Source organism: Stenotrophomonas sp. 22LJNL06-5-1 (assembly GCF_056861455.1).
This window is the reverse complement of sequence record NZ_JBSPUE010000002.1, coordinates 92,125-115,438: the sequence shown is the minus strand read 5'-3', so window position 1 is coordinate 115,438 and position 23,314 is coordinate 92,125. Positions and strand designations below refer to the sequence as shown.

The 23,314-nt window shown below is 64.8% G+C and carries 19 protein-coding genes; 13 read left to right on the top strand and 6 right to left on the bottom strand.

Features of this window, described 5'->3' with window-relative positions; translation table 11 throughout:
• Positions 1-20: 20 nt before the first annotated feature.
• The gene (locus AC13GF_RS06185; RefSeq protein ID WP_483004290.1) at positions 21-2,195 is read right to left on the bottom strand and encodes a TonB-dependent receptor; all 2,175 of its coding nucleotides are present in this window, start codon (positions 2,193-2,195) and stop codon (positions 21-23) included.
• 220 nt (positions 2,196-2,415) lie between these two features.
• On the opposite strand from AC13GF_RS06185, the gene AC13GF_RS06180 reads away from it, so the two are divergent.
• Together AC13GF_RS06180 and AC13GF_RS06175 are read left to right on the top strand one after the other, a co-directional pair.
• Complete coding sequence (locus AC13GF_RS06180; protein ID WP_483003874.1) at positions 2,416-3,420, top strand: extracellular catalytic domain type 1 short-chain-length polyhydroxyalkanoate depolymerase; 1,005 nt, start codon at positions 2,416-2,418, stop codon at positions 3,418-3,420.
• A 78-nt stretch (positions 3,421-3,498) separates the two neighbouring features.
• Positions 3,499-3,855 (top strand): excalibur calcium-binding domain-containing protein, encoded by a 357-nt coding sequence (locus AC13GF_RS06175; RefSeq protein WP_483003872.1) that lies wholly within the window; start codon positions 3,499-3,501, stop codon positions 3,853-3,855.
• A 46-nt stretch (positions 3,856-3,901) separates the two neighbouring features.
• Here AC13GF_RS06175 and AC13GF_RS06170 read toward each other — a convergent pair whose 3' ends face one another.
• The gene (locus AC13GF_RS06170; RefSeq protein WP_483003870.1) at positions 3,902-4,540 is read right to left on the bottom strand and encodes a hypothetical protein; all 639 of its coding nucleotides are present in this window, start codon (positions 4,538-4,540) and stop codon (positions 3,902-3,904) included.
• A gap of 198 nt (positions 4,541-4,738) precedes the next feature.
• Here AC13GF_RS06170 and AC13GF_RS06165 point away from each other — a divergent pair, with 198 nt between their 5' ends.
• Positions 4,739-5,554: a S1 family peptidase gene (locus tag AC13GF_RS06165; RefSeq protein WP_483003868.1), complete on the top strand. Its 816-nt coding sequence runs from the start codon at positions 4,739-4,741 to the stop codon at positions 5,552-5,554.
• A 75-nt stretch (positions 5,555-5,629) separates the two neighbouring features.
• Positions 5,630-6,253, top strand: a complete 624-nt coding sequence (locus AC13GF_RS06160) for a hypothetical protein (protein WP_483003866.1) — start codon at positions 5,630-5,632, stop codon at positions 6,251-6,253.
• Here AC13GF_RS06160 and AC13GF_RS06155 read toward each other — a convergent pair.
• The 3 genes from AC13GF_RS06155 to msuE are packed head-to-tail and all read right to left on the bottom strand — an operon-like array spanning position 6,210 to position 8,900.
• Complete coding sequence (locus tag AC13GF_RS06155) at positions 6,210-7,244, bottom strand: methionine synthase (RefSeq protein ID WP_483003864.1); 1,035 nt, start codon at positions 7,242-7,244, stop codon at positions 6,210-6,212. The two genes, AC13GF_RS06160 and AC13GF_RS06155, sit on opposite strands and share 44 nt — an antisense overlap.
• 39 nt (positions 7,245-7,283) lie before the next feature.
• Positions 7,284-8,261 carry a DUF1852 domain-containing protein gene (locus AC13GF_RS06150; protein WP_054171777.1) on the bottom strand — a complete coding sequence of 326 codons (978 nt, stop codon included), beginning with the start codon at positions 8,259-8,261 and terminating at the stop codon, positions 7,284-7,286.
• 57 nt (positions 8,262-8,318) lie between these two features.
• Positions 8,319-8,900, bottom strand: coding sequence for an FMN reductase (msuE, locus tag AC13GF_RS06145; protein ID WP_483003862.1), 582 nt, complete (start codon positions 8,898-8,900; stop codon positions 8,319-8,321).
• Between the two features lie 176 nt (positions 8,901-9,076).
• Between msuE and AC13GF_RS06140 the strand changes: the two genes are divergently transcribed.
• From AC13GF_RS06140 to AC13GF_RS06130, 3 genes are all read left to right on the top strand, one after another.
• Positions 9,077-9,991: a LysR family transcriptional regulator gene (locus AC13GF_RS06140; protein WP_483004289.1), complete on the top strand. Its 915-nt coding sequence runs from the start codon at positions 9,077-9,079 to the stop codon at positions 9,989-9,991.
• On the top strand, positions 9,991-10,860 hold the full coding sequence (locus AC13GF_RS06135) for a methylenetetrahydrofolate reductase (RefSeq protein ID WP_483003860.1): 870 nt from the start codon (positions 9,991-9,993) through the stop codon (positions 10,858-10,860). Before AC13GF_RS06140 ends, AC13GF_RS06135 begins: the two co-directional genes overlap by 1 nt.
• A gap of 147 nt (positions 10,861-11,007) precedes the next feature.
• On the top strand, positions 11,008-11,385 hold the full coding sequence (locus AC13GF_RS06130; RefSeq protein WP_483003858.1) for a hypothetical protein: 378 nt from the start codon (positions 11,008-11,010) through the stop codon (positions 11,383-11,385).
• A gap of 26 nt (positions 11,386-11,411) precedes the next feature.
• On the opposite strand, the gene AC13GF_RS06125 is transcribed toward AC13GF_RS06130, so the two are convergent.
• Complete coding sequence (locus AC13GF_RS06125; RefSeq protein WP_483003856.1) at positions 11,412-12,959, bottom strand: MFS transporter; 1,548 nt, start codon at positions 12,957-12,959, stop codon at positions 11,412-11,414.
• Here AC13GF_RS06125 and AC13GF_RS06120 point away from each other — a divergent pair.
• From AC13GF_RS06120 to AC13GF_RS06095, 6 genes are all read left to right on the top strand, one after another.
• Complete coding sequence (locus tag AC13GF_RS06120) at positions 12,958-13,992, top strand: LysR family transcriptional regulator (RefSeq protein ID WP_483003854.1); 1,035 nt, start codon at positions 12,958-12,960, stop codon at positions 13,990-13,992. The two genes, AC13GF_RS06125 and AC13GF_RS06120, sit on opposite strands and share 2 nt — an antisense overlap.
• Before the next feature lie 35 nt (positions 13,993-14,027).
• Positions 14,028-14,834: an RNA polymerase sigma factor gene (locus AC13GF_RS06115; RefSeq protein WP_483003852.1), complete on the top strand. Its 807-nt coding sequence runs from the start codon at positions 14,028-14,030 to the stop codon at positions 14,832-14,834.
• Positions 14,831-15,868 carry a FecR family protein gene (locus AC13GF_RS06110; RefSeq protein WP_483003850.1) on the top strand — a complete coding sequence of 346 codons (1,038 nt, stop codon included), beginning with the start codon at positions 14,831-14,833 and terminating at the stop codon, positions 15,866-15,868. The genes AC13GF_RS06115 and AC13GF_RS06110 overlap by 4 nt, the downstream gene beginning before the upstream one ends.
• Before the next feature lie 108 nt (positions 15,869-15,976).
• Complete coding sequence (locus AC13GF_RS06105) at positions 15,977-18,433, top strand: TonB-dependent siderophore receptor (RefSeq protein WP_483003849.1); 2,457 nt, start codon at positions 15,977-15,979, stop codon at positions 18,431-18,433.
• A gap of 70 nt (positions 18,434-18,503) precedes the next feature.
• Positions 18,504-20,363 carry a PepSY-associated TM helix domain-containing protein gene (locus AC13GF_RS06100; protein WP_483003847.1) on the top strand — a complete coding sequence of 620 codons (1,860 nt, stop codon included), beginning with the start codon at positions 18,504-18,506 and terminating at the stop codon, positions 20,361-20,363.
• Between the two features lie 136 nt (positions 20,364-20,499).
• Positions 20,500-23,148, top strand: a complete 2,649-nt coding sequence (locus AC13GF_RS06095) for an excinuclease ABC subunit UvrA (RefSeq protein ID WP_483003845.1) — start codon at positions 20,500-20,502, stop codon at positions 23,146-23,148.
• The last annotated feature ends 166 nt before the right edge of the window (positions 23,149-23,314 follow it).

Genomic DNA, 23,314 nt, shown 5'->3' with positions numbered 1-23,314 from the left:
TGAAGATCGTAACGGATGCGCTAGAAATCGTACCGGACGCTGAGGCTATATTGGCGCGGCGGGCCATAGAAGCCAATCAGCGTGCCGACCGCCGGGATGTTGTAGCCGGTGGTGCGGTATTCCTTGTCGGCCAGGTTGGTGCCCTGCAGCGAGAAGGTCCACGCATCATCCAGGCGCCAGATGACGCCGGCATTGACCAGCCCGTAACCCTGCTGGCGGATTACCGGGCTGAGGTCGGTGGTCGGCCACACTTCGCTCTGGTAGCTGTAGCTCACCCGTGCCGACAGGTTGCTGCCGTTGGCCAGGTCGGTGCGGTATTCCACGTTGAACGCGCCGGAGAACTCCGGGGCATTGGTGAACTTCATCTGCTTGGCCACGTTGATGCCGCGGTCCATGTACTCGTCGTACTTGGTGTCCAGCCACGCCAGGTTGCCGGAAATCAGCCAGTGCTGGCTGGGCAGGTACTGATACTCGACTTCCAGGCCTTTGACGGTACCGGCGCCGGCATTGGTGAAATCGCCGAAGAAGGAATCATCGACGCCGTCGCCATTGGTATCCAGGCCGGTGAACACCGACAGCTGGATGTCCTTGTACTTGTTGTAGAACGCCGACAGGTTCAGGAACAGGCGCTGGTCGAGGAAGGCCATCTTGCTGCCGACCTCGTAGCTGTCCACGGTCTCGTCATCGAACGGCTCCGCCGAGCGCGGTACCGCTACCGCATTGGCACGGATGTTGTAACCGCCGGACTTGAAGCCACGCGTCGCCAGGCCATAGACCATGATGTCCGGGGTGATCTGGTAGTCCAGCGAGACCTTGGGCGAGACGTTCTTGAAGTTGGTCTTCTTGTCGAAATCGGCGGTCACCGCCACCGGCCGGCTGAAGCCCGGGTCGGCGTAGAGGCGGTTCAGCACGATCGCGCGCTTGTCCTCGTCGGTGTAGCGGGCGCCGACATCGAGCTTCAGCTTGCTGGTCAGGTCGAAGGTCCAGTCCGCGTACAGCGCGATGCTGTCGGTCAGCACCTTGCCCTGGTTGTCAGCGAACTGCGCACTGAAGTAGTTGTTCTGGATCTGCCCGCCCGCCTCGCCACTGAACTGGTACAGGCCGACCACACCGCGCACCCGGCCGCCGGCATCGTAGTTCAACTGCACTTCGTTGCTGACCTGGTCGTCATGGTAGGTGCCACCCACGTCGGCGAGCTTGACCGGGGCGGTATCGAAGTCGATGTTGGCCTCGCTGTCCGATTCACGCTTGGCGATCACGTACTTCAGTGCGATGTCCTCGTTCGGCCGCCAGTTCACCGTGGCCGAGGCGCCCTTGCTCTCCACGTTGTTGAGGTTGCGCATGCCCGAACGGATGTCATAGCGGCTGTCCATCGGCGGGTAGGCGCGCAGGAACGGATTGGGCGCCAGCATCTTCGAGCCGCGCATGCCGGACTGATCGTCGATCCAGTCCAGTGCGAACTGCACGTCGAAGTCGTCGCCCGCATACGCGCCCAGGTTCAGGCGCGCCGCGTTGATCTGCTTGTCACTGACCGGCTGGCCGTTGAAAGTGTTCTCGCCAAACCCGTCGTGGTTCATGCTCGCCACCGCCACACGGGCGCGCAGGCCACTGTCGGCACCGCCAATCGGGCCGCCGATGGCCGCCTTCGCATCCAGCTGGCTGTAGTTGCCCACGGTGATCTGGGCGAAGCCCTCGGTCTGGGTGGGCAGGCCGCGCGAGATGTACTTGATCGCGCCGCCAATGGTGTTCTTGCCATACAGCGTGCCCTGCGGGCCGCGCAGCACCTCGATGCGCGAGACATCGAACACATCCAGCAGCGCACCCTGCGGGCGCGCGATGTAGACGTCATCCAGGTAGATGCCCACGCCCGGATCGGCGCCCCAGGTGGGATCGGACTGGCCGATGCCACGGATGTAGGCGGTGACCGTGCTGCTGGCGCCGCGGGCGGCGTAGATGGTCAGATTGGGCACCTGCGCATCCAGGTCGCTGATGTCCTGGACATTCATCTTGTCCAGCGCCTCGGAGGTAAACGCTGTGACGGCAACCGGCACCTCCTGCAGGGTTTCCTCGCGCTTGCGCGCGGTGACCTTGATGCTGTCCAGGTTGGTGGGTGATGCAGTCCTGCCCGCCGTCGGCGTGGCCTGGGGCGTTTCCTGTGCCAGTACCGGCCCGGAGGCCAGCAGCGCGCCGATCATGAGACTCAAACAATTCCGTTTCATTCGGTCCTCCCCCAGGCAGTGCTTGCAGATGGCCCATTGCCACCCCTGCAGCCAAGGCTAGCGGTGTCATCGCGCAGCGGCGAGTGGACCTAGGTCCAGTCGGCAGCGGCCGCCGGATGCGGATACTGGGCGCGCCCCCAGCCGGAAGCGCTTCCCGGTACCACTTCATCCACGACTCACCCATGAGGATCTGGCCATGAAATCCGGAATCGATTCGATCAAGGTTGTACTGCTGGTGCTGTGCAGTTGGCTGGCGATGGCGGGCAGTGCCCTTGCCGCAGGCCCGGCCGGGCATTGGGACATTGGCCTGTACGGCAATCTGTTCGGCGCCCGCGAATACCAGGTGTGGGTGCCGGCCGGCTACGACGACACTCAACCGTTGCCTTTGCTGCTGGTGCTGCACGGCTGCGTGACCGGGCCGAACCTGATGGGTGAGGCTTCGGGCTTCAACGATGTGGCCGACACCGAAGGCTTCATCGTGGTCTACCCGCGGCAGAACGTCACCTCCAATCCGGCCCGTTGCTGGAACTGGCAGCTGCCGATCAACCAGGCACGCGACAGTGGCGAGCCCTCGCTCCTGGCCGGCATCGTGGACAAGGTGAAGGCGGGTTACAGCGTTGATCCGCATCGTGTGTACGTCACCGGTATTTCGGCGGGCGGCGCGATGACCTCGATCATGCTGGCCTGCTACTCGGATATGTTCGCCGCAGGCGCCATCCATTCTGGTGGCATGTTCAAGGGCGCGACCACGATTTCCGGCAGTGCCTACGCACTGCTGGCTGGCAGCATCTACTCGCCGGACAGCAACGGCCGCCTGGCATGGCAGTGCTCGGGTTCGCCGTCGCCGCGACCGCTGCCGGTGCTGGTCTTCCATGGCAGTGCCGACCTGACCGTCAATCCGGTGAACGGCCAGCAGGCCGTGCGCCAGTTCCTGCAGACCAATGACCTGGCCGACGACGGCCAGGACAACGACTCGGTGAAATACGTGCCGACCAACACCTATCACGGGCAGGTGCCGGGCGGCCGCGCGTATACCGTCGACACCTACGCCTATGGCGGCAGGACGCTGGTCCAGCACTATGTGGTGCAGGGCATGGGCCATGCCTGGAGCGGCAGCCAGTCGGGCCTGCCATTCACCGACCCGAAGGGGCCGGACGCCACGCTGATCACCTGGTTGTTCCTGAAGGACTACCAGCGCTGACGTTGCGCCGAATTCCGTCTACTACGGCACTCCCGTGCTAGCCTTCCCCCGGGGCAGGATTGCCTGACGGGGGAGGGTATGGACATCCGAGGCGATTTCTTCTTTGCATTGCCTGCATTCGCCATGCTCGCATTGATGCTGCCTGCCAATACGCTGGCGCATCCCGGCAGGCTCGACAAGAACGGTTGCCACACCAACCGGAAGACGGGCGACTATCACTGCCATCGAGGCGCCCCGGTCGCGCCGCGATACGTCGATACCCCGCACGGGAGTTTCGCCCCCGGTCCTGCACGCAGGTCCCGGGCATTTGCCAACTGCGCGGAGGCCCGGGCGACCGGGGCAGCGCCGGTACGGCGTGGTGATCCAGGGTACGGCCCGCACCTCGATCGGGACAATGATGGGGTGGGCTGCGAGCCCTATCGTGGTCGCAGGTAGGCTCTGTGGAGCCGTTGCTTCGGCGCTGGTCGATTCCTGCCGTTCCTCACGTGCGCTTGCCGAGGCCCCCAACGATGTGATCGATGTGCTTCACGCAGCTGTAGATGACATTGACAACCGAGTCCTCGTTGCCCTTTTCGTAGGCCCACTTGTAGAACTCGAACACATTGGCGCACACAGGGTCCAGTCCGTAATCGATGATCTTCATCAAGGCCTGTACGCTCTCGCTCAGGGATAGTGGCTTTGGCTTGCAGTCTTTCTCCCTGGAGAAGGAATGAGCCAGATACTTGCTTCGGTAGGCGTAAATTCCTCTGCCCTCGATCTCTCTCTTCACGGCCTTCATTTTTTTACGCAGCTCGATAGGAAAATTCTTTATCTCGATGCCGTAGTGCGTAAATATCTCATTGAGCTTGCACAGGCCAATCAATACTCCGGTCAGGCACAGGCGATTGATGGACAGGTAGTTCTGGCTGCTTGCATCCATTGCCGGTTTCAGCTGAAACGCAAGATCCACGGGCGTCTTGATGTCGCCGACAAGCTCATTGAGAAGCCACCCCATATCGACAAGGCGCGACCTCGTTTCATCATCAATATCCTGCACTGACACCTTGAACTCCCAACGGTAGAGACACGAATTACGGCGGCCAGAGACTGCCTGCCTCGGCACGGATTTGGCGCTGCCCAATTATGCTCATCCTCAGCGCAGAGTGCTGGCTTCGGCTGGAGCGGCCAGAGACTGCTCGATCCGCATGGGTAGTGCGGATTGACTTGGCGGTTGAATTTCCGGCCTTTGTCGCCCCACGCCAGCCTTGGTCGCCGGCTTTCCATCGGGCGGATATGTTCGGCTAGTCTGCAATGACTGACCGCAGGGATGATGACACCCATGAATCGCTTGCTTTTCCTGGCGCTTGCTGCGCTCCCGTTCGCCGCAGGTGCCGTGGTCATCCGTGATGATGTGGACGACGCCAGGTATCAGATCGATGCATCGGCCTTCCCCGCGCTGGCCGACATGCCGGGCGAAGGGCATGGCGTCCTCATCGCCCCACAGTGGGTGCTGACCGCAGCGCATGCGGCACCCATGGAAGGGATGGAAGAATCTGTCTCCATCAATGGGCGCGCCTATGCGGTCGAGCGCGTCTTCGTGCATCCCGGTTTCAGAAGAATGCCGGAGGCCCTGGGCAAGGAGGCGCTGGCGACGGGAAATCCCTCCAGGATCCACGCGTTCCTGGCGGCATCGGATGACATCGCACTGATCAGGCTTGCGACTGCTGTAAAGGACGTACAGCCCGTAGCGCTCTATCGCGGTGCTGCCGAAGTCGCGCAGATCGCGGCCCTGATAGGGAAGGGGGCTACCGGCAATGGCGCCGTGGGGCTGGTGCCAGGCGGCCCGCATCGCACGACCCTGCGGCGTGCATACAACGCGCTTACCGGCGGCAACGACCGGTATCTCTGGTATCGGTTCGATCCGCCTCCGCAGGCCCTGCCGCTGGAGGGCATTCTCGGCAACGGTGACAGTGGCGGGCCGCTGGTCATCGAAGAGCACGGAACGCCACGTTTGGTGGGGCTCGGCTCATGGATCAGCGCCGTTCCCGAGCATGCCCTTGAGGCGGGCTTCTATGGCCAGGTGGTCTACAACGTCCGGGTGTCCCGCTACCTCGACTGGATCGAAAGCACCATTGGGCGTGACGCGTCACGTTAATGCCCGCGGTGCGACTGTACGGAGGGGGTGGCGGAAGGAAGCACGCCTAAACGATTCATGGTCCCGGACAACCGCATGGCGCGGATCTCAGCCAGTGCGACGGGCGCTCGTATCCTTCCCGCCATGAGTTCCCCATACGATCTTCCAGATTTCATGAACGTCCCCCGGCCATCCGGTTGGGTGCAGAGCGGCGAGCGCTGGGATCTGTGGTGGAACGGCCGTTCGGTGGCCAATATCGTGCCGCATGCCGCGCTCGGGTTCCGCCTGTACCTGGACGCACGCAAGATGTCACAGACCAAGGTCGTGTCGGCCACCAGCGCCCGTCAGGCCAAGCGCTACGCCGAGCGCTGGTGTGCTGCACGGCTCTGCCCGCAGTTGCCTCTGCGCGATGCGGTGGCGCGGCTGGTGGGTGTTGCGCCGGACGCGGGCGCCGTGCTCCCGCCTTCGCCGTCACTGACGCGGGAACAGCGGCAGCAGGCCCGGCGGCTGGCCGAGGCCGGGGCAGGGGAGATGGGGCGGATCAAGGAGGCGCTGGCACCACGGCCGCGCGTGACGGCCGCCAGGCCCGAGCTGCAGGGACGAGGTGGAACCTGGTCTGTACCCGGCCAGATTCCATCCTCCCCGGACCGAAGCGAGAACACATCCCCAGCCAGGTTTACGCCGAAAGCTCCTCACGCACGATCCTGGCCCCTTCGCTGAGCGCACGCAGCTTGCCCCGTGCCACTTCACGGGCCAGCGGCGCCATGCCGCAGTTGGTGCTGGGGTAAAGCTTGTCGGCATCCACGAACTGCAGGGCCTTGCGCAGGGTGCTGGCTACTTCATCGGCGGTCTCCACCGTGCTGGAGGCCACGTCGATGGCACCCACCATCACTTTCTTGCCGCGCACCAGCTCGATCAGGTCGATCGGTACGTGCGAGTTGTGGCATTCCAGCGAAATGATGTCGAGGTTGGAGGTCTGCAGCTTGGGGAACGACTCTTCATACTGCCGCCATTCCGATCCCAGCGTCTGCTTCCAGTCGGTGTTGGCCTTGATGCCGTAGCCGTAGCAGATATGCACGGCGGTCTCGCACTTCAGCCCTTCAATCGCGCGTTCCAGCGCGGCCACGCCCCAGTCGTTCACTTCGTCGAAGAACACGTTGAAGGCTGGCTCATCGAACTGGATGATGTCGACGCCGGCGGCTTCCAGCTCCTTCGCCTCCTCGTTGAGGATCTTCGCGAATTCCCAGGCCAGCTTCTCACGGCTCTTGTAGTGCGCGTCGTACAGGGTGTCGATCATCGTCATCGGGCCAGGCAGCGCCCACTTGATCGGCTGCGTGGTCTGCCGGCGCAGGAACTTCGCATCCTCGACGAACACCGGCTTCGGACGGCTCACGGCGCCGACCACGGTCGGCACGCTGGCATCGTAGCGGTTGCGGATGCGCATGGTCTCGCGCTTCTCGAAATCAACGCCGTTGAGGTGTTCGATGAAGGTGGTGACGAAGTGCTGCCGGGTCTGCTCGCCGTCGCTGACGATATCGATGCCGGCATGCTGCTGTTCCTGCAGGGACAGGCGCAGCGCATCCTGCTTGCCTTCAGTCAGGCCTTCGTCCTGCAGCTTCCAGGGCGACCAGAGCTTCTCGGGTTCTGCCAGCCAGGACGGTTTCGGCAGGCTGCCGGCGGTGGAGGTGGGGAGCAGTTTCTTCGTCGACATTGCGTCTTGTTTCCTGGGGGCGGATGGAAAATCGATGGATCAGCGGGCAGCCCACTGTTCAAGCACGGCGCGATACGGCTTGATGAAGTGTTCTTCGGTGAACTTGCCCTGCTTGACCGCCAGCTGGCTGCGCTCTTCGCGGTCGTAGACGATGCGGGTGGACGAATAGTCCTGGTGCTTCAGGCTGGGCTGGTAGACCTTGCCGGCCACGGAGTTGGCGTTGTAGATCTCCGGGCGGTAGATCTTCTGGAAGGCCTCCATCGTGCTGATGGTGCCGATCAGTTCCAGGTTCGAGTAATCCCCCAGCAGGTCGCCCTGGAAGTAGAACGCCAGCGGCGCCACGCTGCCCGGCGGCATGAAGTAGCGCACCTGCAGGCCCATCTTGTCGAAGTACTGGTCGGTGGGCGAGAACTCGCCCTGGCGGTATTCCACGCCCAGGATCGGATGGTGGTTCTCGGTGCGGTGGTAGGTCTTGCTGCTGGAAACGCTGATGCAGATCACCGGCCCCTTGCTGAAGTTGGCGCGGTAGGCGTCAGACTCCAGGAAGTGCTTGAACAGCTTGCCATGCAGGTCGCCAAAGCCTTCCGGAATGCCGAAGGTGGCCTTGCCCTCGTTGCTGGCCGGCAGCACCACGCTGAAATCGTAGTCGCGCACATAGGACGAAAAGTTGTTGCCGACGATGCCCTCGGTACGCGCACCGGTCTGCGTGTCGACAATGGTCGGCCGCAATACTTCGATCAGCGGGAACGGATCACTGCCATCGCTGCCGTCGATATGCATCTCCACCGAGATGATGTCCAGTTCGACCGCATAGCGATCCGCACTCGGGTTGTCCCAGTGCGCCAGGTCGTTGAAGCGGTTGTTGATCATGCTGATTGTGTTGCGCAGGTTTTCCTGCCGGGATGCACCACGCGCCAGGTTGGCGAAGTTGGTGGTGATGCGCGTGCCATCGGCGGGCTGGTAGTCCTCGTTGAAGGGGATGCGCGTGATGCTGAAGGTGAAGGTGTCGGTCGTCATGGGCGGCGTTCCGGTTAGCGGGGTCACATCCGAATGCAGGGTGCTGGCATCCGGTATTCAGAGAATTGCGGCGGTCTCGGCGATGGCGGGCGCTGCGCGATGGGACAGCGCAAGCAAGGGCAGTGCCCGCTGCACCGCCAGCCGTGCGCGCTGGATCAGCGCCTCGTTATGGACGCGGCCCTCGGCGAAATCGCGGTCGGTGGCGTAGACGCCCAAGGGCAGGGTGCGAGCCTGGAAGAAGCTGAAGAGCGGCCGCAGCTGATGGTCGATCACCAGCGCGTGGCGCTCGCTGCCGCCGGTGGCGGCGAGCAGGATGGGGATGTCGACCAGCGCGTCCTGGTGGATGAAATCGAAGAAGTGCTTGAACAGCCCCGTGTACGAACCGCGGTAGACCGGCGTGGCCACCACCAGTACGTCGGCCTGTTCGACAGCGATCAACTGCCGCTCCACAGCCTCGGGCAGCTGCGAGCGCCACAGCGCACCGGCCAGCTGCGGCGCCAGCTCGCCCAGCTCGATCAGATGCTGCTCGCAATGGACGTCTTCGCCGATCAGGCCCAGCAGATGCTCGGCCAGGGTGGCGGCCCGGGACGGGCGTTGCAGTCCACCGGAGACGGCGACGATACGGAGGGGGCGGGTCATCTATTCGCTTTCAGCAGGGGAGGGGCTGCTTCGGCGCGATCTGCGGGGGCGCAGTCCTGCAGGCCAGCTGGATCAGCAGGCTGGCAGGCAACCGAAGGCATGACCCGATGCTAGCCACGCCTTTCCATGACGTAAAATGGTATTACTTCACCAATCCATGAATGAGATTCATCGTCATGCTGGAACGGATCCACCTCAGCATCGTGCAGCAGGTCGAGCAGCAAGGCTCGCTCACCGCTGCGGCCGGCGTGCTCAACCTGACCCAGTCAGCCCTGAGCCACAGCATGAAAAAGCTGGAGCAGCAGCTCGGCACCGATGTCTGGCTGCGCGAAGGCCGCAGCCTGCGCCTGACCCAGGCCGGGCAATACCTGCTGGCCGTCGCCAACCGCGTGCTGCCGCAGCTGGACCTGGCCGAAGAGCGGCTGGGCCAGTTCGCACAGGGTGAGCGTGGCGCGCTGCGTATCGGCATGGAATGCCATCCCTGCTACCAGTGGCTGCTGAAGATCGTCTCGCCGTACCTGGCCGCGTGGCCGGATGTGGATGTGGACGTCAAGCAGAAATTCCAGTTCGGCGGCATCGGCGCGCTGTTCGGCTACGAGATCGACCTGCTGGTAACCCCCGATCCGTTGCTGAAGCCGGGCCTGAAGTTCATTCCCGTGTTCGACTACGAGCAGGTGCTGGTGGTGGCCAAGAGCCACGCCCTGGCCAAGGTGGATTACGTAAAGCCGCGGCAGCTCGGCCAGGAAGTTCTGATCAGCTATCCGGTGCCGTTCGAGCGCCTGGACATCTACAACCAGTTCCTGCTGCCGGCCGGCATCACGCCGCGGCGCCACAAGGCCATTGAAACCACCGACATCATGATGCAGATGGTAGCCAGCGGCCGCGGCGTGGCCGCCATGCCGCGCTGGCTGGTGGAGGAATACGCCGCGCGCATGGATGTGGTGCCCGTTCGCCTGGGCGCCAAAGGCATCCCCAAGCAGATCTATCTGGGTGCGCGCGAGGCGGATACCGGCATTGACTACCTGCAGGCCTTCATCGAGCTGGCCCGCAACAGCTCGCCGCTTGCCGGCAATGCAGGCGGAGCCCGTTGATGCCTGCACCTGGATCACTGCGGACGGAAGCCTTCATCAACACCTTTTCACTGGAGGTCAGCGCGAAGGCCATGCCCGCGCTGCGCGCCGAGGCCGACCGCATACCGCGCGGCACAACGATCTCCATTCCCTACCTGGCCAGTGAGGATGACGACGCGCGCCTGGCCGCCGCACGCACGGTGCGCGCACTCGGCTTCGAGCCGATGCCGCACTTGTCTGCGCGCCGCATCGGCTCGCGTGTGGCACTCGAGCGGTTCCTGGAGCGCGCGGCCAGCGAAGCCGGTGTCGAGCAGTGCCTGGTGATCGCCGGTGACCTCGCCACGCCTGCTGGACCGTTTGCAGACAGCATTTCGATCATCGAGGCCGGACTTCTGGAACGCAGCGGCATCAAGGTCGTGGGTGTCGGCGGGCACCCGGAAGGCCATCCGGTGATGAGCAGTGACGATCGCTGGCAGGCACTTGAAGGCAAGTGCCGGGCCATCGAAACGCGCGGCATGGCACCCGTGATCATCACCCAGTTCGCCTTCGATGCCGATATCGTGCTGGCGTGGCTGGCTGTACTGCGTGCCCGTGGAATCAATGTTCCAGTGCTGGTCGGCGTGCCGGGGCCGGCCAGCATCACCCGGCTGATGCGCTACGCCGCGATGTGCGGCGTGGGTGCCAGCGCATCGATGCTGGCCAGGTACGGCGTCTCGATCGGCCGGCTGCTGGGAACAGCAGGGCCGGAGATTTTTGTCGACCGTCTCGTGCAGGGGCTGACCGACGCTCATGGCCTAGTCAGCCCGCACCTGTTCCCGTTCGGCGGCATCGCGCCGTCGTTGGATTGGATGGAGCAGTACCGGCGGCGCGCTTCCGGCACCGGCCGTTGAACCGTATCGATGGCTGCAGCCCGGGTGCAAGCGAACTGATGGCCCTGGTGGTGCCGGCCGCTGGCCGCCCTGCCCGTGCAGGGTTGTGCCGGGCCAACGCAGGCATCACGATGCTCGCCACTGGCTGGCATCGGAAACGCCCACGTCATGAAGACCACCTCCTGGTTCTGGATCAACCTGGTCAGCCACTTCGGTATTGTCGCAATCCTGGCCTGGCTGCCCGCGCGGTGGGCCGGGCAACTTGTGGAGGCGATGGCCGAGACGCAGCCGGCCATCGCTGATACCCAGTTTCCAGCCCTCATGGGCTCCATCTTCGGCTTCTGCGTGATCGCATTGATTCTTGTGGGGGCGCTGTCGGCCACCGGCGAACTCATCGGTTTTGCCAGACCGTACGCGCGACAGCCGGAACCCCGATCCGAAGTGCAGGCCTTCCACCGGAAGGTGCTGCTGGTTGCATTCGCTACGCTCTCGTGGGTGGCTGTAGGCTCACTCGCCGGCATTGCGTCGATCTTCGCAGCGTCGTGATCAGCGGCGATCGCTCCGCTGGATCCTCATGGTACGTTCGATTCGTTGGCGCACGATGCCAAGGAGTGTCGACTCCCCCGGAACGTAAGCGCACTGACACCTGCCAAGGCACAGGCACATACGCCCGCGTAAGCCATGGCAAGCTGGTAGCCGAAGATCAGCGACTGGTGCGCAACATCGCGGGACACCACCTGGCCAGTGGCCGCCAGCTCATCCAGGTGCGCAGTACCTGCGGACAATCCCTCCGCAAGTGATTGCAGATGCGAAGGGTTGCCTCCGGGCAGGTTCGTTTCAAGTGCGTAGTAAGTGCCTTTCACCAGAATCAACCCCACCACGGCGATGTTGATGGCGAGGCTGATGAATCGGGCGCTGGTGTCCATGCCGGATGCCATGCCAGCGCGATCGCTGGGTACGGAGCTGGTCGTCGTATTGGTGATGGGTGTATTGATCACCCCCAGGCCCGAGCCCGCCAGAATGCAGCCTGGCAGCAGGGTCAGCCAGCTCGCGTTTTCCGCACCCGCACCGATCGCCATCATGAGCATTCCGCCACCCATGACAAACATGCCGACGGGGATCACGCGCTCGGGCCCGTAACGCACCGCGAGACGCTCGCCGTAGGGCGGCAGCAGCAGCGACGGCAATGTGTATGCCAGGACGGACAGGCCGGTCGCGATGCTTGAGTAGCCAAGTCCATGCTGGAAGAACAAGGGCAGGTACACCATCAGCGGCCAGAAACTGAAGTTCATGCCCATCGAGCCCAGCAATGCGCCCGAGAAGCGCCGGTTGCCGAAGATGGAAAAATCGAACATCGGGTCCGGCACCCTGCGCTCGACCGCAATGAATACCGCCAGGCTGATGACGGCAATCAGAGCGGCCGCCATGGAAGAGGCACTTCCAATGCCCGCAGGAATGCCCTGGGTGATGAACCAGGTAAAGGAAAAGACGGCCACTGACAGCGAGACGATCCCCGCAAGGTCCAGTTTCCGTTGGCGTGGCGCCCGCGATTCGCGGATGCCCAGAACGGCAAGAACCGTCGCACCCACTGCCAGGGGCGCATGCACCAGGAACACCCAGCTCCAGCTGCTGATGAACACGACGCCAGCACCGATGACCGGCCCGAAACCCAGCCCTATACCAAAGACCACGCCCCAGATGCCAAAGGCCTTGGCTCGCTGTGCGGAGTCACTGAACTGATGGGAAAGCACCGTAAACACGCAGACCAGCATTGCGCCTCCGGCCGCGCCCTGCAGCGATCGAGCCACGATCAACGCCGTTCCGCTTCGTGCAAGGCCGCAGGCCAGGGACGTGATGCCGAACAGCAGCAGGCTGATCACGAAGATGCGCTTGCGCCCGTACCGATCCGCCAGCGCGCCGGCCGCCATCAGCACCGTCGTGCAGGCGAGGGTGTAGGCATTCATGATCCACTGCAGGCCGCTGAAGCTGCTGCCAAGCTCGGTCTCCAGTATCGGCAGGATGACCGGCACGCTCGAGATTTCCAGCCCGAACATGAGGGAAGCCAGGCACGCCGCTGAAAGCGCCAGGCGGTCTCGAGCGGCAGATGAAAGGGAAGTCATGGATCTCCTCAGGCAGGTCCGGGATCTGGCGCGCCGCAGGGTCGAATGCAGCTGCGCGTTTCAAGTGAGCGGTCATCTTGGAGAGACTTTCATGATGATAAAAATGATTTCATTTAATAGAATTGATCAATCCTCATCATGGATTGCCCCGGTGTTCTTTGATCCCGACCTGCTGCGCGCCTTTGTCGCTGTCGTAGAGACCGGTGGCTTCACCAAGGCGGGTGAGCGCATGAACCTCAGCCAATCGGCCATCAGCCACCAGATCCGGAAGCTGGAAGAGCAGGCGGGCAGCGCCTTGCTGAAACGGACCACCAGAAGCGTGACACTCACCGAAGACGGCGAGGACTTCCTGCGCCACGCCGAGCAGATCCTTGCTGCCCAGAGCCTGCTGGTTCGGCGGTTCCAGAAGGCTGCTGTTACCGGGGCAGTGCGCCTGGGTGTGCCAGAGACCTATGCCGGCGACCGGTTGACCGCAATGCTGTCGCGCTTCTCGCGCAGATTCCCCGCGGTACGGCTGGATGTGGCCGTGGAGTCCTATGGGGCACTGAACGAACAGATACAGGCGGGAACACTCGACCTGGCGGTGAATCTGTTCCTGCAAGAGGACGTTGAGTGGCCGGTATTGAGGCGGACACGTTTCGTCTGGGCCATCGGTTCGGGATTCGAACACAAACCGGAAAAGGCGCTGCCGCTCGCACTCGCACCCAGCCCGTGCACGCACCGGGACGTGTGTATCGAAGCTCTTGTTGACGCCGGCCTGGAGTGGCGCGTCACCTTTACCTCGGCCAGCCAGCAGGGCCTGCGATCGGCTGCAAAGTCCGGGCTCGCCATCACTGTAGCTCTGCAGGATGACGTCCAGGATGGCCTGGTCATTGCGGACGGGAGATTGGGGCTTCCTGCGCTACCCGCCGCGAGCTTCCGGCTGATGCGCAGCGCGGCCGCGCGGACGCCTGCGATCGAGGCGTTGGAGGAGCAGCTGCTTGGCGCTGGCGATGGCGCGTGTTCGGCCCGTGGACTCAGTGCAGTGGGCTGAATCCCAGCGACTGCACGGGGCAGTTCCAATTGCAAATGACTCTCACTACACTTACAGCCATCCACTCTGTCGCCAATCGCGGCCAATGCCCCGGCTATCAACGTGAAATCTCCGCCCTTCCTGTGCAGGCCACGGGCATCTGTTCCGAGGGCGCTGTGTCCACGCTAGAGCGGGGCATGGGCAGAGCGGCGAGCCCGGCCTCATCAACAGAGTCCGGCGTGGCCCAGGACAGCTCGCCGATGGGTGGGAGTCTGCTAGCGAAAGCCTATGCGCGCTGGCGGGGGCCCATCCTCCGTGGTCTTGCACGTGTCAGGGGCGGGGACGGTGAGGATGCCCTGCACGACGGTGCAGTGAAATGGATTGCAGCAAGCCCTGCACTGGCATCCTGCGATCAGCAGGGGGCTTACCTTCGCCAGACGGTGATGAACACCGTGTCCGACGAATACCGCGAGCATCATGCCGGGCGACGCCTTCAGACCTTGCCGCTGGCAGACGCAGAGGAGGCTGGCCACGCCCTGGCCAGCGATGAATCACAGTGCCCGTTGCAGCTCACCGCACAGCGGCAGCGCCTGGAGCGCCTGGCAGACGCGCTGGCCGAGCTGCCCGAGCGTCAACGCGAGGCATTCGTGCTCTGCCGCTTCGATGGCCTGACCCAGGAAGACGTGGCCGCTCGCATGCAGATCTCCCGGCGCATGGTGGTCAAGCACTTGTCGCGTGCGGTGGCCTACTGCGAAGTGCGGGTACGCTATGCCTCTCTGGCACAGATGCAGGAACTGCATCGCCCGATCAAGGCGGGCGAGGCGTTGGCGCCTGCCATCGATGCTGATCTTCCCTGCCGATGACCGATATTCCCTCTGCCTCAGGTTCCGACCCGTTTGCCCTGCATGAGGCGGCTGCCGCGTGGCTGGTACGGCGGCAGGATGCGGACTGGCAGCCGGAAGACGAGGCGGCCCTGCAGCAATGGCTGGCCGAGAGCGAAGCGCACCGACAGGCCTTCGCCGGCGTGGCCAGAACCTGGCACGACCTGGGGCAGCTGCCGCGCCCCGCGCTGGCCTCGGACGCGCATGCGGTAGTCGCCCCGGCAGTACCTGCCGCTCAACGGCGGGGCAGCGCGGCGCGGCGCGCACGGTCGTGGCGCCTGCCACGCGTTGCGGCGGCTGCGGCCGTGGCGATGCTGGCCTTGGGGTACGTCGGCTACGGTTGGTACACCGCGCCCAGCTACGTGCAGGACGTGGCCACCGGTGCAGGCGAGATCCGTGATCTCCAATTGCCGGACGGCTCACGGATTTCACTCAACGCACGCAGCACGCTGGCGGTGCATTTCTATCGCTCCCGTCGTGAAGTGGTGCTCAGCCAGGGCGAAGCCTACTTCGAGGTCGCCCCCGCCGCGAACCGGCCCTTCACCGTCGATGCCCAGCGCAGCCGGGTGACGGTGGTCGGCACGGCCTTCAATGTGCGCAATGGTCCGGGCGAAGTACTGGTCAAGGTGCTGCACGGGCACGTACGTGTACAACCGGATCGCGCTGAAGGCATCGCGCCGGTCAGCCTGCATGCCGAACAGGGCCTGGCCGTTACCACGCTCACCGCTGCTTATCGCCCCATTGCGGCAAGCGCAGACAGCATTGGCGGCTGGCGCAACGGGCGCCTGGTGTTCCGGCGCACCCCGCTGGACGAAGTGGCGCAGGAGGTCGGGCAGTATCTGGGCCATCCCGTCACGCTGGGCCAGCCAGGGCTGAAGTTCCTGCCCGTCTCCGGCTACGCAGCCACCGATGCCCCGGCCACCTTCCTGGAAGCCCTGCCGGATCTGTTGCCCGTGCAGGTAACCCGCAATGCCCAGGGCGGCTATCGCATCGACGAACGGCCCGTGACCCGCTGACGCCGGAACGAAGATTTTTCCCGGCGCGGGTTCCCACCCCACCGCCGTTTTCCGTTTACCCCAGTGAGGCCAGTGGTGGCCAAGCATGATGGAGCGGTAATGGGGTACATGAAGATCAAGCGCGCGCTTGTCGCCCGCGCGTTCTCTACGGGGGTACACGCCAAGCGGCTGCCGCTGCTGGCACTGTGCATTTCCAGCGCACTGGCGGCGCCGGCCATCGCACAGGCCCAGCCGGCCGCGCGCATGCAGTTCAACATTCCGGCTCAATCGCTGGATGCCGCACTGCGCAGCTTCTCCGAGCAGTCCCGGCAGCAGGTGCTGTTCAGCGAATCAGCGGTGGCGGGCCGTCGCGCCCCGGCCTTGACCGGCAGCTACACGCCGCAGGAGGCACTGGCGCGACTGCTGGAGGGTAGTGGGGTGCGTGTCAACGCCACCCGTCCGGGCGTGTTTACGCTGGCGCAGGAAGCAGCAGCACCTGCGCGCAGCAAAGACACCCAGACCACCCTGCAGACGGTGAACGTGACCGCCAATGCACCAAGCGACGGCTCCTACACGGCACGTGAGCTGAGTCTGGGCAAGCTGGGGCAGAGCATCCGCCAGACCCCGCAATCGGTCAGCGTGATCACCCGCCAGCAACTGGACGACCGCAATCTCACCACGCTGGACGAAGCGCTGGCGCAGACCACGGGCGTGACCAAGACCGCCCGCAACTTCGGCAACCACAAGTTCTCGATCCGCAGCTTCACCGTGGACGACAGCAATTATCTGGTCGATGGCGTGGCCGGCATCGTCTATGCCCCGGTGGGCTGGCTGCCTATCGACACTGCGGTGCTGGAGCGGGTTGAAGTGCTGCGCGGTGCCGGCGGCATGATGCTGGGCGCGGCCGACCCCAGCGGGGCGATCAACATGGTGCGCAAGCGCCCCCGCGACCAGGCCCATCTCGATCTGGCAGCAACCGTGGGCTCGTGGGACAACTATCGCCTCGAGGTCGATGGTGGTGGCCCGCTCAATGCCGCCGGCACCGTGCGCGGCCGACTGGTTGCCGCCTACCAGGACCGCGACTACTTCCAGCGGGGCACCTCATCGAAGGCGCCGCTCGCCTATGGGGTGATCGATGCCGATGTGGGCACCGACACCACGCTGACCTTCGGCCTGCGTCATCAGGCCAGTGACACCGACGGCTACTGGCTGTTCGGCCTGCCACGCTACACCGATGGTGGCGCGCTGGACATCAAGCGTTCCACCTCGCTCATCCAGGACTGGAATCGACAGGAAGGCTCCGTCGACGAAGCCTTCGCAGAGGCAGAGCACCGCTTCAACGAGCGCTGGAAGGCGCGCCTGTCGGTGAACCGCACCGAGTCGGACCTGGACCAGCGCGTAGCGGTTCCGCTCGGCGGGGTGGACCGGGCCACCGGTATCGGTTCGCGCTTCTATGACATCTATTTCAACCGCTCGCGCGTGCGCAGTGATGGCATCGACCTGCACACCACCGGCAGTTTCGAAGCCTTCGGTCGCAGCCACCAGGTGCTGCTGGGTGCGATGTGGTCGCGCCAGCGTACCCGTCAGAGCTCGGCGGACCTGGCCATCGATGTGCCGATCAATGTCTACGCGCCGGACCACAGCGCCATTGCGCAGCCCCTCCAGCCCGCCTGGGACTGGGCGGAAAACGCCCGCGCCCAGCAGAGCGGCGTGTACAGCAACCTGCGCCTGCAGCTGGCAGAGCCGCTGCACCTCACGCTGGGTGGCCGGCTGAGCTGGGTGAAGTACCAGTCCAGCGATGGCTTCAGCGGCGCCAAGAGCCGCGACTACGAACAGAAGCACGAATTCACCCCGTACGCCGGCCTCGTCTACGACCTGGGGCCGCAATGGTCGGTCTATGCCAGCTACGCCGACACCTTCCAGCCGCAGAGTTCGTACGTCACCTCGTCCGGCTCGGTGCTGGATCCGGCCATCGGGGCCAACTACGAGCTGGGCGTGAAGGGTGAGTTGAACGATGGACGCCTGAACCTCTCCGCTGCGGTATTTTCCATTCGCAAGACCGGCAACGCCGTGGTGGACGAGTCCGACCCGGGCACCTGCCGTGGCTCGCTGGCGTCGTCCGATTGCTACCGCAATGGCGGGAAGCTGCGCAGCAAGGGCTTTGAGCTGGAGGCCAGCGGCGAACTGGCGCCGGGTTGGCAGATGATGGCGGGCTATACCCATGTCACCAGCCGCGACGACGAGGGCGCGACCATCAGCGCCGAGACGCCGCGCCACCTGCTGCGCCTGTCGACGTCCTACCAGCTGCCCGGCAAGTGGAACGCGTTCTCCGTGGGCGGCGGTGTATCGGCACAGAGCAGCTACTCCTATCCGGCCTACGACGACCCGGACTGGCGCATGGGCGCAGCGGGACGCGCCGTATGGGACCTGCGCGCCGGCTACCGGATCAATCCGCGCTGGAGCGTGGGCCTCAACGTGGCCAACCTGTTCGACACGCGCTACTACGCGATGATCAGCCAGATCCGCAGGGGCAACTTCTTCGGCGAACCCCGCAACGTGATGCTGACGCTGCGCGGCTCGCTGTGATCCCCCGCAAGCGGCGGGACAATGGCATGCCCGCCACGGGGACGGCATGAAGGCAGGCTTCCGGCAAAGCATGTCCTGGCTGCACACCTGGGGCGGCCTTACCTGCGGCTGGCTGCTGTGCGCGATCTTCCTGACCGGCACGCTCAGCGTGTTCCGCGAACCGATCACGCGGTGGATGGAGGCCGGCCCCGTGCCGGCCTCCTCGCCGGCGGTGGACACGGGAACGCAGGCGGTGCGTGCGCAGCACTGGCTGGCTGCAAACGCCGCCGATGCCCGGGCATGGCAGATCCGCTGGCCTGCCCAGCAGGGCGGGCCGCTGGAGCTGTCATGGGAGGATGGCGACGGCACCGCGCACGAACGCTGGGTGGACGCCGGCACCGGCATGCCACACCCTCCACCTCGCCTTCGGGAAACCGAAGGCGGACGCCACTTCATGTCCTTCCATTACACCTTGCACGGCGGCATGGCCGGCTACTGGCTGGTCGGCTGGATCACGACCTGCATGTTGCTGGCGCTGGTCTCCGGCGTAGTGGTGCATAAACGCATCTTCAAGGACTTCTTCACCTTCCGCCCGGGCAAGGGGCAGCGCAGCTGGCTGGATGCGCACAACCTGAGTGCCGTGCTGACTCTGCCGTTCCTGTTCATGATCGGCTACACCGGGCTGACGTTCTTCTACAGCAGCTATCTGCCCTGGCCGGTGCACGCCGCCTATGGCGATGCAGATGGCGCCTATGCGCGCTATGAGACCGAACTGGCGCCTGTCCAGCCGGCTCCGCCGGGCATCCTGGTATCCGCCGCGCAACTGCCGGACCTGCAGCAACTACTGGCACGCGCGCAGGCCATCAGCGGGCAGCCGCCGGCATTGATCGTGATCCAGGCGCCCGGCACCGTGCACAGCGTGGTGGAAGTGATCGGTCGCAAGCCCGAGGGCGGCGCGGACAGGCATCTGCTGACCGAGGCCAGCCGGGTGACGTTCGATGCTGCCAGCGGCGCGCTGCTGCAACAGCATGGCGCACACCCGCATGCCATTGGCGCCGTGCAGGTGCATGAGACGATTGAAGCGCTGCACAAGGCCGATTTCGGCGGCTGGCCGATGAAGTGGCTGTACTTCATCAGCGGCCTGCTGGGCACGGCGATGATCGCCATCGGCACGCTGCTGTTCTCCATCAAGCGGCGCAAGCGCAGCGAGCATGAGTTCGGCGCAGCCACGGCGGGCATCTACCGGTGCGTGGAAGCCTTCAACGTGGCGTCGCTGGCCGGGGTGGCACTGGCAAGCATCGTCTACCTGTACGGCAATCGGTTGCTGCCGCTGGAAATGAGCGATCGCAGCGCATGGGAAATACGCATTTTCCTTGCCGCCTGCGCGGCCTCGGTGGTGCACGCGCTGTGGCGCCCACCGCGCCTGGCCTGGATCGAGCAGCTGTGGCTGGTTGCAACACTGTGCCTGGCACTGCCGCTGGTGAACATGGCAACCACCGGGCAGGGGCTGCTGATGTATCTGCACCGGGGCGCATGGCAGCAGGCCGGCGTGGAGCTGGTCGCACTGGCATTCGGGTTGATGTTGGCCAGAGTAGCCGTGATGCTGCAGCGCCGCTGGCCACGGGTGCAGGAGGCGGCGCGCAGTGCCAAGCCTCCTGCCGGGCGGGGCGCGGCCTATCGCTGGCAGGTGGCGAGCCGTGTGCTGGCCGCATCGGTGGGCGGCTACGTGTTCACCGCCCTGACCACCACAACACTGGCGCTCGTGCTGCCCACCCTGGTGAATATGCGCACGTCCGTTTCGGTCCTGACCAGTTCGCTGCTGGGGTTCGTGTTGTTGATTGCCGTTGCTGTGGGCGTCTTCAGTGCCCGCAGGGTGCGGAGCGTGTGGCTGAGCCTGGCGGCGGGGAGTGCCCTGATGGGTTTGTGGCTGGCAGTGCTGCAGCGAGGGTGAGGGCAGGGGGGCGAGGCGGGCGGGATCATGCCGGCTGTCACCGTGCCCACCCTCGCCGAATTCACCTCCCAGCAGCGAGAATGGGCCACTGGGCGCGCTCTGGCGCGCGCCACTCACTGCCTGCAGGATCGTAACGATGTCCAACACCCCCTTTGGCGAGTCGTCATGTGCTGCCGCAGCCAGCGGTTGCGTTGAGGTCCGCGGTGCGCGCGAGCACAACCTCAAGAATGTCGACGTCTCCATTCCGCGCAATGCACTGGTGGTGTTTTCCGGGGTGTCCGGTTCCGGCAAGTCGTCGCTGGCCTTCGGTACGGTCTTCGCCGAGGCGCAGCGGCGCTATTTCGAGTCCGTTGCACCCTACGCGCGCCGCCTGATCGACCAGGCCGGCGTGCCCGACGTCGATGCCATCGACGGGCTGCCACCAGCGGTGGCCCTGCAGCAGCAACGCGGCGCCAGCAATGCGCGCTCATCGGTGGGCAGCGTGACCACGCTGTCCAGCCTGGTGCGCATGATGTACTCGCGTGCAGGGGCCTACCCGGCCAATCAGCCCATGCTGTATGCCGAGGACTTTTCGCCCAACACGCCGCAGGGTGCCTGCAGCACCTGCCACGGCCTGGGACACGTCTACGAAGTGACCGAAGCGCTGATGGTTCCGGACCCGTCGCTGAGCATCCGCGAACGCGCCATCGCGTCCTGGCCGCCGGCATGGCACGGCCAGAACCTGCGCGACATCCTGGTCACGCTGGGCTACGACATCGACATCCCGTGGAAGAAGCTGCCGAAGAAGGCCCGCGACTGGATCCTGTTCACCGAGGAAGCGCCCAGTGTGCCGGTCTATGCCGGTTTCACTCCTGCCGAAACCCGTGCCGCGCTCAAGCGGAAGCAGGAACCCAGCTACATGGGCACGTATACCGGCGCGCGCCGCTACGTGCTGCACACCTTTGCCAACACCCAGAGCGCGCTGATGCGCAAGCGGGTGTCCCGCTACATGGAAGGCAAGCTGTGCCCGGCGTGCCACGGAAAGCGCCTGAAGCCGGAGGCGCTTTCGGTCACCTTTGCCGGTGTGGATATCGGTGAGTTCATGCGGCTGCCGCTGGATCAGCTGGCGGACCTGCTGGAGCCCATCGCGCAGGGTGATTTCGGCGCACACAGCAAGGGCGCACGTACCAGCAGGAGTGCGACACCCCGCGATCGCGCCCGGCGGGCCGCGAGTGGCCGTGCGACCCACGAGGGCGCCCCTGACGTGCGACTGACCTCTGCCATGTCTGAGGAAAAACGCCTGGCTGCACAGCGGCTGGCGGGAGGGGTCATGGCGCGGGTACGGCAACTGCGCGAGCTGGGCCTGGGCTATCTCTCGCTGGATCGCGCCACACCCACGCTGTCGGCCGGCGAACTGCAGCGCCTGCGGCTGGCCACCCAGCTCAGCTCGTTGCTGTTTGGCGTGCTGTACGTGCTCGACGAACCCTCGGCCGGCCTCCATCCAGCTGACAGCCAGGCGCTGTACGACGCACTGGAGCGGCTGCGCGACGGCGGTAATTCGGTGTTCGTTGTTGAACACGATCTGGAGCTGATGCGCCGCGCGCAATGGCTGGTGGATGTGGGACCGCAGGCGGGCGAGCACGGCGGGCGCGTTCTCTACAGTGGCGAGCCCGATGGCCTGCGCCAGGTCCAGGAGTCGCGCACGGCGCAGTATCTGTTCGACCAGGTGCAGGCACCTGCCAGCCGACAGCGCAGTGCCAACAGCTGGCTGGAACTGAAGGGCATTCATCGCCACAACCTGCAGGGCGTGGACGCGCGGGTGCCGCTGGGGCTGCTGACCGCAGTGACCGGCATTTCCGGATCGGGCAAGTCCAGCCTGATGGCGCAGGCCCTGCCCGAGCTGATGCTGTTGCACCTGGGGCACGAAACCGTAGAGGAGAGTGCCGACAGCGCACCCACCGACGGACCAACTGTGATCGAAGCGACGCGGGGCCAGCTGGCCGGCGACGTGGACGCCATTCAACGCGTGGTGCAGGTGGATCAGAAGCCCATCGGCCGCACGCCACGCTCCAACCTGGCCACCTATACCGGCCTGTTCGATCACGTGCGCAAGCTGTTCGCCGCAACGCCCGACGCACGCCGCCGTCGTTTCGATGCGGGCCGCTTCTCGTTCAATGTGGCCAAGGGCCGGTGCGAGACCTGCGAAGGCGAGGGCTTCGTCAGCGTCGAACTGCTGTTCATGCCCAGCGTCTACGCGCCATGCCCCACCTGCCATGGCGCCCGTTACAACGAGGCCACGCTGAAGGTGTTGTGGAACGGACGCAACATCGCCGAGGTCCTGCAGATGACGGTCGACCAGGCGCAGGCGTTCTTCGCCGAAGAAGACGCCATTGCCCGCCCGCTGCAGTTGCTGCAGGAAATCGGTCTGGGCTACCTGCGGCTGGGCCAGCCGGCTACGGAACTTTCAGGCGGTGAGGCACAGCGCATCAAGCTGGCTACCGAGCTGCAGCGCAGCCAGCGCGGACGCACGCTGTATGTGCTGGATGAACCCACCACCGGCCTTCATGCATCGGACGCGGACAGGTTGCTGGTGCAGCTGCAGCGGCTGGTGGAAGCGGGCAACACCGTGGTGATGATCGAACACGACATGCGCTCTGTCGCACAGGCAGACTGGGTGATTGATGTCGGGCCGGGCGCAGGTGGTGCGGGTGGCACCATCGTGGCGAGGGGCACGCCGCAGCAGGTGGCACACGCCAAGGGCAGCAGGACGGCAGCGTTCCTTGCGCGGGAGCTGGCTTCTCTGTAGAAGCCGAGCCATGCCCGGCTGACCCTCGAACCTGTCGCTTGCCATGTACAGCAGCACCGCCATCAGCAGCAGAGAGCCAGTTGCCGGAACGGGAAGATGCGAGAAAACAAGGAAGCCTGACGAAACCGTGCAATGGCGAATCCTCTGGTGACGCTCCAGCCAAAGG